The organism is Streptomyces sp. NPDC093111 (genome assembly GCF_040683955.1).
Lineage (GTDB): Bacteria > Actinomycetota > Actinomycetes > Streptomycetales > Streptomycetaceae > Streptomyces.
Window position 1 is genome coordinate 92,347 of record NZ_JBFBNW010000015.1, and the last position, 12,149, is coordinate 104,495.

At 73.9% G+C, this 12,149-nt stretch carries 9 protein-coding genes; 7 read left to right on the forward strand and 2 right to left on the reverse strand.

Going from position 1 to position 12,149, the window contains the following annotated elements:
- The first annotated feature begins 97 nt into the window (after positions 1–97).
- The 7 genes from AB0Q96_RS26195 (at position 98) to AB0Q96_RS26225 (ending at position 9,881) form a co-directional block, all read left to right on the forward strand.
- Positions 98–1,393 carry a sugar ABC transporter substrate-binding protein gene (locus AB0Q96_RS26195; protein ID WP_365329522.1) on the forward strand — a complete coding sequence of 432 codons (1,296 nt, stop codon included), beginning with the start codon at positions 98–100 and terminating at the stop codon, positions 1,391–1,393.
- Positions 1,394–1,401: 8 nt separating this feature from the next.
- Complete coding sequence (locus AB0Q96_RS26200; RefSeq protein ID WP_365329524.1) at positions 1,402–2,280, forward strand: sugar ABC transporter permease; 879 nt, start codon at positions 1,402–1,404, stop codon at positions 2,278–2,280.
- A 3-nt stretch (positions 2,281–2,283) separates the two neighbouring features.
- The gene (locus tag AB0Q96_RS26205; protein WP_365329526.1) at positions 2,284–3,123 is read left to right on the forward strand and encodes a carbohydrate ABC transporter permease; all 840 of its coding nucleotides are present in this window, start codon (positions 2,284–2,286) and stop codon (positions 3,121–3,123) included.
- Between the two features lie 61 nt (positions 3,124–3,184).
- Positions 3,185–4,456, forward strand: a complete 1,272-nt coding sequence (locus AB0Q96_RS26210; protein WP_365329528.1) for a glycosyl hydrolase — start codon at positions 3,185–3,187, stop codon at positions 4,454–4,456.
- 90 nt (positions 4,457–4,546) lie between these two features.
- Positions 4,547–7,600, forward strand: coding sequence for a glycoside hydrolase family 38 C-terminal domain-containing protein (locus tag AB0Q96_RS26215; protein ID WP_365329530.1), 3,054 nt, complete (start codon positions 4,547–4,549; stop codon positions 7,598–7,600).
- Positions 7,601–7,698: 98 nt separating this feature from the next.
- Positions 7,699–8,493, forward strand: a complete 795-nt coding sequence (locus AB0Q96_RS26220) for a maleylpyruvate isomerase family mycothiol-dependent enzyme (RefSeq protein ID WP_365329532.1) — start codon at positions 7,699–7,701, stop codon at positions 8,491–8,493.
- Positions 8,494–8,663: 170 nt separating this feature from the next.
- The gene (locus AB0Q96_RS26225) at positions 8,664–9,881 is read left to right on the forward strand and encodes an ROK family transcriptional regulator (protein ID WP_365329534.1); all 1,218 of its coding nucleotides are present in this window, start codon (positions 8,664–8,666) and stop codon (positions 9,879–9,881) included.
- Between the two features lie 56 nt (positions 9,882–9,937).
- On the opposite strand, the gene AB0Q96_RS26230 is transcribed toward AB0Q96_RS26225, so the two are convergent.
- Together AB0Q96_RS26230 and AB0Q96_RS26235 are read right to left on the reverse strand one after the other, a co-directional pair.
- On the reverse strand, positions 9,938–10,930 hold the full coding sequence (locus tag AB0Q96_RS26230) for a M23 family metallopeptidase (protein ID WP_365329535.1): 993 nt from the start codon (positions 10,928–10,930) through the stop codon (positions 9,938–9,940).
- A complete protein-coding gene (locus tag AB0Q96_RS26235; protein WP_365329823.1) occupies positions 10,927–12,096 on the reverse strand; it encodes an SPFH domain-containing protein in 1,170 nt (389 codons plus the stop codon). Before AB0Q96_RS26235 ends, AB0Q96_RS26230 begins: the two co-directional genes overlap by 4 nt.
- Positions 12,097–12,149: the final 53 nt, after the last annotated feature.

A 12,149-nucleotide genomic window follows, 5' to 3' on the forward strand; every position in this document is an offset into this window, starting at 1 on the left:
GATAGTCCCGCATCGCTAGAGCGGTTTAGTAAACAGGTGGCCGTGTCCCGACGCCCGCCGCACTCCCTGCACCAACGAGCAGCAAGGAGACACCCTCGTGCGAGTCATTCGAAGGAGCCGCTGGGCGCGGTGGACGGCGGTCGCGGTGGCGGCGGTGACCCTCGCCGGCTGCGGCCTCGGCGGCGCGGAGGACTCCGGCGCCCCCGGCCCGGTGGTCACCGGCGGCGAGGTGAAGGGCAAGGTCTCGCTCCAGACCTGGGCCCTGAAGCCCAAGTTCACCGCGTACATGGAGGGCGTGATCGCCGGCTTCGAGAAGAAGCACCCCGGCGTCGAGGTCGACTGGCTCGACCAGCCCGGCGAGGGCTACTCGGAGAAGGTGCTCAGCCAGTCGGCCGGCGGCACCCTGCCCGACGTCGTCAACCTGCCCCCGGACTTCGCCCTGCCGCTGGTGAAGCGGAACCTGCTGCTCGACATCGCCGGCTCCGACCCCTCCGCCTCGGCCGACTACGTCAAGGGCGGCCTGGACGCGTACCGCTTCCCCGGCCACGACGGCACCTACGGCTATCCCTGGTACCTCAACACCGACGTCAACTACTGGAACGCCGAACTGCTCACCCGGTACGGCCTCGACCCGAAGAAGCCGCCGGCCTCGCTCGACCAGCTGGTGGCGGCGGCCCGTACCGTCAAGGCGAAGTCCGGCGGCCGGACGTACCTCATGAGCCGCAAGCCCAACCTCATGGACCTGGCCAACGCCGGCGTGCCGGTCATGTCGGCGGACGGGCGCAGCTTCACCTTCAACACCCCCGAGGCCGCCGCCGTCCTCGACACCTACCGCGCGGCGTTCAAGGAGGGGCTGCTGCCCAAGGACGTCCTGACCGAGACCTACGCGGGCAACACCAAGCTGTTCGCCTCCGGGACCGCCGCCTGGACCACCGCGGGCGCCAACTACATCACCAGCCTCGCGGTCGACAACCCGACGCTGGCCCCCAAGGTGGTCTCCTCGCCCGCGATGGGCACCCCGCCGCTGTACGTCCAGGGCCTGTCCATCCCCCGGTCCACCAAGAACCCGACCGCGGCCCTGGCGCTCGCCCGCTGGGTGACCGACGCCGCCAACCAGGCCGCCTTCGCCCACGAGACCAGCATCTTCCCCTCCACCACCGCGTCCGCCGCGGACCCCTTCTTCAGCAGGAGCGACGGCACCAACGCGGCCGACGCCAAGGTGACCGCCTTCCGCTCGCTCGCCACCGCCCGCCTCCTCGAACCCGTCCAGGCCAACGACGCCGTCAAGACCGTCGTCAACCAGCAGATCTCCCTCGCCGTCAGCGGCCAGGCGAGCTCGAAGGAAGCCCTGGACACGGCCGTCGCCCGCGCCAACCTGCTGATCAAGGACTAAGCCCCGCGATGACGCTGACGCACCGGCGCCGGTTCACGCCCTGGCTGCTCGCCGGTCCCGCCCTGGTCTGGCTCGCCGTCTTCAACCTGTGGCCCGCGGTCAACACCGTGATCCTGTCCTTCACCAGCGCCCGGCCGCTCGGCGGCGGCCGCTTCACCGGACTGGAGAACTACGAACGGGCCCTGGACGACGCCCAGTTGACGGACGCCCTCGTCAACAGCGTCATCTACCTGCTGGTCTGCCTGCCCCTGCTCACCCTGCTGCCGCTGCTGCTCGCCCTCCTGGTCGAGCGGAAGGCACCCGGCATCACCTTCTTCCGCACCGCCTTCTACACCCCGGTCGTCGCCTCCGCCGTCGTCGTCGGCCTGGTCTGGGGCTGGCTGCTGGACGAGCGGGGCCTGCTCAACGGCCTGCTGCACCAACTGGGCCTCGCCGACCGCCCCGTCTCCTTCCTCACCGACCGCTGGCTGCTGCTGTTCAGCGCCATCGCCCTCACCGTGTGGAAGGGGCTCGGCTACTACATGGTCATCTACCTGTCCGCGCTCGGGAACGTCGGACGCGAGCTGCACGAGGCCGCCGCCGTCGACGGAGCGGGCGCCACCCGCAGGTTCTGGCACGTCACCCTGCCCGGCGTGCGCCCCGCGATGCTGCTGATCTCCGTACTCGTCTCGGTCTCCGCGCTACGGGTCTTCTCCGAGCTGTACGTGCTGTCCAACGGCACCGGCGGACCCGGCGGGCGCGACATGTCGGTGGTCATGCTCATCCAGATGTACAGCCGCGGTTTCACCGGGCACATCGGCTACGCCTCCGCCCTCAGCGTGCTGCTCTTCGTCTTCACCGTCGGCCCGATGCTGGTCCTGGCCCGGCTCAACCGGAAGGCGGCCTGACGGATGCCCCCGAGCCGTACGCACTCCACCGCCGGGAAGGCGGGCCGCTACCTCCTGCTCGTCCTCGTCCTGCTCCTCACCGTCGGCCCCTTCCTGTGGCAGCTGTCCACCTCGCTCAAGGGCCCCGCCGAGGACGTCTTCTCCCGCACGCCCCGCTTCCTGCCCGAGGACCTCACCCTCGACAACTACGCCAAGGTCGCCGACACCGTCCCGGTGTGGAACTACGCGGCGAACTCGCTGATCGTCGCGGGGATCGCCGTCCTCGGCAACGTCGTCGGCGCCACCCTCGCCGGCTACGCCCTGGCCCGGCTGCGGTTCCGGGGCGCCCGGTTCGCCCTCGGCCTGTTCGTCGCGACCCTCGTGCTGCCCGGCGAGGTCACCCTCGTCTCCCAGTACGTGACCGTCCGCAGCCTCGGCCTCACCGACACCCTGCTCGGCGTGGCGCTGCCCGGGGCGATCGGCATGCTCAACGTGCTGCTGATGTACACCGCCTTCCGCGCGGTCCCGCCCGAGCTCGACGCCGCCGCGCTCGTGGACGGCGCCGGCGTGTGGCAGCGGCTGTGGCACATCGGGCTGCCCAGCGTCCGCGGCATGCTCAGCGTCGTCGTGATCTTCACCTTCATCCAGGCCTGGGACGACTTCCTGTGGCCGCTGATCGTGCTCAGCGACCCCGGGCGCTACACCCTCACGGTCGGCCTCCAGTACCTCGACGGCACGTTCACCGCCAACCCCCGGCAGATCGCCGCCGGCACCATGATCGCCTTCCTGCCGGTCGTCGCCGTGTTCGCGGTGTTCCAGCGCTTCTTCTTCAAGGGGGTCGAGGAGGGCGCGATCAAGGGATGACCCGCAGGCCCCGCCACCCGACCCGTCGGCACCCCTCCTTCACGAAGGAACCGCACCCCGCATGACGAACCGTCACCACCGCACCGGTCCGCGCTTCGGCGTCAACTACACCCCCAGCCAGGGCTGGTTCCACCACTGGCTCGACTTCGACCTCGACGCCGTACGCGCCGACCTGGACTCCGTCGCCGCCCTCGGCCTCGACCACATCCGCGCCTTCCCGCTGTGGCCGCTGTTCCAGCCCAACCGCACCCTGATCCGCCCCCGCGCCGTCGAACAACTCGGCCTGCTCGTCGACGCGGCCGCGGAACGCGGCCTGGACGTCGCCGTCGACGGGCTCCAGGGCCACCTCTCCAGCTTCGACTTCCTGCCCGCCTGGACCCGCACCTGGCACCGGCGCGGCCTCTTCACCGACCCCGAGGTCGTCGACGGGCAGAGCACCTACCTGCGCACCCTCGCCGCCGCCCTCGCCGACCGGCCCAACTTCCTCGGCATGACCGTCGGCAACGAGATCAACCAGTTCTCCGGCGACCCCCACCCCGACCCCGACCGTGTCACCCCCGACGAGGCCGGGACCTGGCTGCGCCGGATGCTCGCCGCCTGCGAGGACGGCGCCCCCGGCCGGCTCCACCTGCACGCCGAGTACGACGCCGCCTGGTACCAGGACGACCACCCCTTCACCCCCGCCCAGGCCGCCCGGCTCGGCGCCGTCACGGCCGTCCACTCCTGGGTCTTCAACGGCACCGCCCAGCGCTACGGCCCCGACTCCGTGGCCGTCGCCCAGCACGCCGCCTACCTCGTCGAACTCTCCAAGGCCTGGGCCACCGACCCCCGGCGGCCCGTCTGGCTCCAGGAGGTCGGCGCCCCCGCCCCGCACATCGCCGCCGACCGCGCCGCCGAATTCACCCGGACGACCGTCGCCGCCGCGCTCGACTGCCCCGACCTGTGGGGTATCACGTGGTGGTGCTCCCACGACGTCGACCGCTCGCTCGCCGACTTCCCCGAACTGGAATACTCCCTCGGCCTGTTGACCACCGACCGCCGGGTCAAACCGGCGGGCCGGGCGCTCGCCGACGCCGTCGCCGAGGCCCGCGCCGCCGCCCCGGCCCCGGCACCCCGCCGCACCGCGCTCGTCCTCGACCTGCCCGAGGAGGGGCCGAAGCGCTCCTCCTGCGCCCCCGGCGGGTCCTTCTTCGAGGCGTTCATGCGGCTCGCCGAGGCCGGGGCCCGCCCCGCCGTGGTCCTCGCCGCGCGCGCCGACGACCCCGCCTACCTCGCCGCGCGCGGGATCACGGAACTCGTCACGCCCGACCGCCCCGGTCTCGGCGACGGGTGACCCCGAGCCCCGTACCGGAGCTCTCGCGCCCCTCCGCCCGTCCCGCCCAGCCGCTCCCTCCGCCCCTTCGCGATCCGGAGAGTCCCGCCCATGCATGACGACCGCAGCCTCGTCGAGAACCGCCTCAAGCGCGTCCTCGACGAACGCGTCCGCCCCGCCGTGTACCCCGTCTCCGTCCCCCTCCAGGTCGGCATCTGGACGGCCCCCGGCGAACCCGTGCCCGTCGCCGAGGGGCTCGCCGCGCCCCGGACCCCCATCGCCGTCGGCGACGCCTGGGGCGCGCCCTGGGACACCAGCTGGCTCACCGTCTCCGGCACCGTGCCCGAGGAGTGGGCCGGCCGCACCGTCGAGGCGCTGATCGACCTCGGCTTCGACGCCAACATGCCCGGCTTCCAGTGCGAGGGCCTGGTGTACCGCCCCGACGGCAGCCCGGTGAAGGGGCTCAACCCGCGCAACCAGTGGGTGCGGATCGCGGCACCGGCGCGCGGCGGCGAGGAGGTGCTGCTGCACGTCGAAGCCGCGTCCAACCCGGTGATCCTCGACTACCACCCCTTCCTGCCCACCGGGCTCGGCGACCGGGACACCGCCGGCGACACCCCGCAGTACAGGCTGGCCCGGATGGACCTCGCCGTGTTCGACGAGACGGTCTGGCAGCTCGTCGTCGACCTGGAGGTGCTGGGCGAGCTGATGGCCGAGCTCCCCGTCGAGGGCGCCCGCCGCTGGGACGTCCTGCGCGCCGTCGACCGCGCCCTGGACGCGCTCGACCTCCAGGACGTGGGCGGCACGGCCGCCGCCGCCCGGGCCGAGCTGGCCGAGGTCCTCGCCTCGCCCGCCGAGCCCTCCGCCCACCGGATCAGCGCCGTCGGCCACGCCCACATCGACTCGGCCTGGCTGTGGCCGCTGCGCGAGACCGTCCGCAAGGTGGCCCGCACCACCGCCAACATGACCGCCCTCCTGGAGGACGAGCCCGACTTCGTCTACACGATGTCCCAGGCCCAGCAGTACGCCTGGATCAAGGAGCACCGGCCCGAGGTGTACGCCCGGGTCAAGAAGGCCGTAGCCGAGGGACGCTTCGTCCCGGCCGGCGGCATGTGGGTCGAGTCCGACACCAACATGCCGTCCTCGGAGGCGATGGCCCGTCAGTTCGTGCACGGCAAGCGCTTCTTCCTGGAGGAGTTCGGCGTCGAGAACCAGGAGGCGTGGCTGCCGGACACCTTCGGCTTCGCCGGCGGGCTTCCGCAGATCATCAAGGAGGCCGGCTCGAAGTGGCTCCTGACCCAGAAGATCTCCTGGAGCCAGGTCAATTCCTTCCCGCACCACACCTTCTGGTGGGAGGGCGTCGACGGCACCCGGATCTTCACCCACTTCCCGCCCATCGACACGTACAACTGCTCCATGCAGGGCAAGGAGATCGCCCACGCCGTCCGCAACTTCAAGGACAAGGGCCGCGCCCGGCACTCCATCGCCCCCACCGGCTGGGGCGACGGCGGCGGCGGCACCACCCGCGAGATGATCGCCAAGGCGGCCCGACTGCGTGACCTGGAGGGCTCCGCCCGGGTGCGCTGGGAGCGGCCCGCCGAGTTCTTCGCCAAGGCGCAGGCCGAGTACCCCGACCCGCCGGTCTGGGTGGGGGAGCTGTACCTGGAGCTGCACCGCGCCACCCTCACCAGCCAGGCCCGGACCAAGCAGGGCAACCGGGCGAGCGAGAACCTGCTGCGCGAGGCCGAACTCTGGTGCGCCACCGCCGCCGTACGGACCGGACTGCCCTACCCGTACGCGGAGTTGGACCGGATCTGGAAGACGGTGCTGCTCCACCAGTTCCACGACATCCTGCCCGGCTCGTCCATCGCCTGGGTCCACCGGGAGGCCGAGCGCACCTACGCGGCCGTGGCCGAGGAACTGACCGCGCTCGTCGACCGGGCCCAGCGGGCCCTCGCCGGCGCACCCGGCGACCCGGCGGACCCGGACGCCGCCGACGTGGTCTTCAACGCCGCCCCGCACCCGCGCGGCGGCGTCCCCGCCGGCGCCGCCCGCCGCGTCGCCGCCCTGCCCGCGGCCCCCGGGCGCTGCACGGTCACGGCACGCCCCGAAGGCGGATTCGTCCTCGGCAACGGCCTGCTGCGGGTCACCGTCGACGCGCGCGGGCTCGTCGTCTCCGCCGTCGACCTCGACACCGGACGCGAGACGGTCGCCCCCGGCGCCGCCGCCAACCTGCTCCAACTCCACCCGGACTTCCCGAACATGTGGGACGCCTGGGACGTCGACCGCTTCTACCGCAACACCGTCACCGACCTCACCGGCGTCGACGAGCTGACCGTCGAAACCGACACGGCCACCGAGGTCACCGTCCGCGTCACCCGCTCCTTCGGCTCCTCCCGGGCCGCCCAGACCCTCACCCTCACCGCCGGATCCAAGCGGCTCGACCTCGGCACCGAGGTGGACTGGCACGAGACGGAGAAGTTCCTCAAAGCCGCCTTCCCCCTCGACCTGCACACCGACCGCTACGCCTCCGAGACCCAGTTCGGGCACCTGTACCGGCCGACCCACGCCAACACCAGCTGGGAGGCGGCCAAGTTCGAGGCGTGCAACCACAGGTTCGTCCACTTCGAGGAGCCCGGCTGGGGCGTCGCGCTCGTCACCGCCTCCACGTACGGCCACGACGTCACCCGGACCGTCCGGCCCGCCGACCAGGGCACCACGACCACCGTCCGGGCCTCCCTGCTGCGCGCCCCGCGCTTCCCCGACCCGCACACCGACCAGGGCACGCACCGCTTCCGGCACGCCCTCGTGCCCGGCGCGGGCATCGGCGACGCCGTCCGCGAGGGGTACCTGATCAACCTGCCCGAACGCCGGGTGCCCGGCACCGCCGACGTGGCGCCGCTGGTGGCCGTGGCCGACCCGGCCGTGGTGGTCAGCGCCGTGAAGCTGGCCGACGACGGGAGCGGGGACGTGGTGGTCCGGCTCTACGAGGCGGCGGGCGGCCGTGCCCGCACCCGCCTCTCCGCCGGCTTCGCCCTCGCCGGCGCGCGGTCCTGCGACCTGCTGGAGCGCCCCCGGGAGGAGGAGGTGACGGTCGAGGGCGACGAGGTCCCGGTCGTCCTGCGCCCGTTCCAACTGCTCACCCTGCGCCTGAGCCGCGCCTGAGCCGCACCCCGGCCTCCAGGGGTTACCCCTGGTCACGGACGGCACCGACGCCCTACTCTTGCGCCCTGATCCGTCGGGGCGCGAGGAGTGGGCGAGACATGGGTGTGCTGCCGGAAGGGCTCGGGGACGCGATACGCGGCACCGCGCGGGACATCGCCGACGTCCTGCGCGCGGCCCCCGACACGGGGCTGCCGGTACCCCGGCTGACCTGGACCGTCGGCGAGACCGCGGCCCACCTGGGCCAGGCCAACCAGCTGATGGCCGAGCTTGCCGCCGGTCACGCCCGCCCGTACGCCGACGGCACCGCGGAGGGCATCGCCGCCGCCAACGAGGTGGCCCTGGCGGCCTTCCCCGAGCGGTCCGCCGGACCGCTCGCCGACCTGATCGTCGACCAGGCCCTCGCCTTCCTCGACGCCGTCGAGGAACGGGCTCCCGAGGAGGTCGTGGCGACCCCGATGGGCCCGCTCGACCCCGCCGGTCTGGGCGCGTACCTGCTCACCCACATGCTCGGCCACGGCTACGACCTGGCCCGCGCGCTCGGCCGCCCGCACATGCTGGACCGCGCCCGGGTCGAGCTGACCCTGCCGTTCATGGTCGCCGCGATGCCCCGGGTGGCCGACCCCGCGGCGGTCGCCGGGGTCACCGCCCGCTACCGGGTACGGCTGTGGGGCGGCGCCCAGTTCGGCGTGACCGTCGCCGACGGGACGGTCACCACCTCGCACGGCCCCCTCGACCGGCCCGACTGCACCGTCCTGACCGAGCCCGTCGCCTTCCTGCTGATGGCCCTCGGCCGGATCGACCCGGTCCCGGTGATGGCCACCGGCCGCGCCCTCGCCTGGGGCCGCAAGCCGTGGCTGGGCCCGCGCTTCCCCCGGATGTTCGTCGCGCCTTAGGAAGCGGCGGACCCTAGGAAGCGGCGGACCCTAGGGACCGGCAGGCCCTAGGGACCGGCGGACCCTAAGGACCGGCAGGCTCTGGGGTCCGGCAGGCCCTGGGGTCCGGCAGGCCCCGGGGCCCGGCCCCGGCCCCCGTTCCCGTGCCCTCCGGCTAGGCTCTGCGCACGATGAACAGCCCCCACCACCCCTCGGAGCCCAAAGCCGACAAGGCGGGCGTACGCCGGCACAACCTGAGCCTCGTCCTGCGCACCGTGCACGAGGCCGGGGAGACGACCCGGGCGGCCGTCGCGGCCCGGGTGGGCCTCACCCGCGCGGCCGTGTCCTCGCTCGCCGAACAGCTCCTGGAGCTCGGGCTGCTCGTCGAGTCGGGGAAGACCTTCAGCGGCCAGGCGGGCCGCCCCGGCACCGTCCTCAAGCCGGCCGGTACCGGACCGGCCGGCCTCGGCGTCGAGATCAACGTCGACTACGTGAGCGTGTGCGTCGCCGACCTCACCGGCGCCGACCGGGTACGGCGCACCGAGCCCCTGGACCACCGCGCCCGCCCCGCGGCCGAGGTGCTGCGCCGGGCCGCGGACATCGCCGCCGAGGTCCTGGCGGAGGCCGCCCGGCAGGAGCTGCGCCCCACCGGCGTACGGCTCGCGCTGCCCGGCCTGGTCTCCGGCGGCACCGTCCGGCAGGCCCCCAACCTGGGCTGGAACCAGGTCGACGCCGACGCCCTGTTCACCGAGGCCCTCGCCGCCGCCACCGGCCGCCCGCCCGGCACCCCCGGCCTGCCCGTCGCCTCCGACAACGAGGCCAACGTCGCCGCGCTCGCCGAGCTCTGGTTCGGCGAGCTCGGCCGGATCCGCAGCTTCCTGCACGTCACCGGCGAGATCGGGGTCGGCGGCGCGATCGTCCTGGACGGCGAACTCCTGCGCGGCGCGCACGGGTTCGCCGGTGAGATCGGGCACCTCCCGGTCACCCCGGACGGCCCCCGCTGCCGCTGCGGCTCGCACGGCTGCCTGGAGCAGTACGCGGGCCAGCCCGCCCTGCTGCGCGCCGCCGGGGCCCCCTCGCTCGACGCCCTCGTCGCACGCGCCGCCGCCGCCGAGCCCCGTACCCTCGCGGCCCTGGACGAGGCCGGCCGGATGCTCGGCGTCGCCCTCTCCGGAGCGGTGAACCTCCTCGACCCGCAGGCCGTGGTCCTCGGCGGTATCTACCCCCGGCTCATGCCCTGGCTGGCCCCCGCCGTCGAGACCGAGCTCGCCCACCGGGTCGTCTCCGCCCTCTGGCCGCCCGACGCCGCCCGCCTGCGCGCCGCCTCGACCACCGCCACCACGGCCCGCGGGGCGGCGGCGCTCGTCCTGCGCGACATCCTCGCGGACCCCCTCACGTACGGCGCCTGACGGAACGGGATCCGCGGCCGGGAGCGGGCCGGCGCCGTCGCCGGGGTCGCCCGCGGCTACACGCGGACCCCGTGCCCGCGCAGGTAGGCCAGCGGGTTGACGTCCGAGCCGAAGTACGGCGTGGTCCGCACCTCGAAGTGCAGGTGCGGACCCGTGACCCGGCCGGTGGCCCCGGAGCGCGCGATGCGCTGACCGGCCGACACGCTCTGGCCGGGGGACACGTCGATACGGGAGAGGTGGGCGTACTGGGTGTAGCGCCCGTCGGCGTGCCGGACCACCACCTCGTAGCCGTAGCTCCGGTTGTACCCGGCGTGCACCACCCGGCCCGGGCCGACCGAGCGGACCGTGGTGCCGGTCGGCACGGCGAAGTCCTGGCCCGTGTGGTAGCCCTTCGACCAGGAACCGCGCTCCCCGTAGAAGCCGGTGAAGACGTACGAGGAGACGGGCGCCGTCCAGCTCCGCGAGCTGCCCGTCGACGAGCCGCCCGAAGCGTCGCCCGTCGAGCCGCCGCCCCGGGCGCCGGTGCGCTGCTCGTACTTCTCCTTGTGGCTGGTCCAGTACCAGTGGCCGCCGCTGCGGAACCAGTACACCCGGTCCGTCGCGTCCCAGCCCTGCCGCCCCCGGAAGACCGGCTCCCCGCCGACGCGCCGCGGCTGCTGCCGGGCCTTCGCCGCCGTCTCGCCCGTCCGCTGGGCGTACGTGGCGTGGTGGCTCGTCCAGCGCCACTGGCCGGCCTCGTTCTTGAACCAGTAGCGCGAGCCGTCCCAGCCCGCGTGCGACGGGGCGGGCTCGGCCGCCGCCGGGGCCGCCCCGGTGCCCGCGAGGGCCACCGCGCCGACCGTCGCGACGACCGCGCAGCGCACCCCGCGCAGGGTCGCGGCGCCGCCGCCGCGCTCGGTGCGGGCGGCCGCGCGGGCCGCGGCGCAGCCCGCGCAGTCGCAGCCCGTCCCGGCTGTCTCGTCCGTGAAGTCGGGGGTCCGCAGTTCCATGGTGTCCTCGCTCTCTCGGGGGCGGTGGTCGGCTTCGGTGAGCACCGGCTCGGCGCTCACTCCCGGCCCTGTTCGGCCGGTCCGCCGCGCCGGGTGTAGAAGGCCACGGTCAAGTCCTTGACCAGGGCCTGGCGTTCGAAGTCGTCGAGCTCGACGAGGCCGCGTGAGGTCAGCCGGGTCACCGTGTCGTCCACCGCGTCGATCACGCTGGTGAGCACCGAGTCGCGGTGCTTGGCGTCGAGCGCGGCGATCTGGCGCCGCTGCATCGCCGCCGCCACCTCCGGCGCGTACTCGATCCGGGTCGGCTGCGCCGAGAAGACCGCGATGCCGACCGGCCGGCACTCGGCCGCGAGGAGCCGGGTCAGCGTCCCGCCGACCGCCTCCGCGTCCCGCAGGGTGGGTCCGTCGCCCCGGAACGCGTCCGCGGGCAGCTGGGACAGGACACGCGCGGCGGCGGCCTCCACCTGCGCGCGCAGGTAGTCGAGATGGTCGTCCACGGCGAGCAGCGCCCGCGCGGTGTCCTTCACCGACCAGACGACGAGGACGACCACCCGCAGCGCCGCGCCCTCCGCGTCGACCACGGCGATCGGCTCGCTGCGCCAGTGCCGCAGCCGGACGTCGATCCGGCGGCGCAGCACGAACGGGCTGATCCACACGAGCCCGGTGCGGCGCACGCTGCCCCGGTAGCGGCCGAAGAGCGAGAGCACCCAGGCGGAGCCGGTCCGGCCCCTGGTCAGCCCGCCGAAGGCGAGCACCGCGAGGGCGGCGCAGCCCCCGAACGCGGCCCACTCCCAGGGCAGCAGATGGACCGTCCGCAACGGCCGGGCCCGCCACAGCAGTGTCCCGGCGCCGCCCAGCGCGGCGAGGCCGAGGAGGACGGCCAGCCAGCCGGGGAGCGCCGCGCCGCCGCGCTCGACGAGTTCGGGCTCCTCCGGCGGCGGGCGCCGGGACGGCGCCGGCGGCTCGTCGGCCTCGTGTCGGGCCCCCAGCTCCGGCGCCCGGGGGCGCGTGGTCCTCGAAGGGGGCGACGGGCGTGTCTCCTGGGTGAGCGGCGCGAGCGTCGCGGTGGGTGACGTGGGGTCGGCCCGGAACAGGTCGTCCATCGGTATGCCGTCGGTGTGCCATCGCGTACGTACGGGCAGGGGCCGCTTCTGGCGCTCGGTCATATGGCCCTTCCGGCTGTCCCCCGTCGAGGTGACGACGTGTCTGATGATCTTCAGAACCATCGTCACAGGGGTTAATGTCCGAAATGCCATGACTAAAGTCCCGAATCGGACGG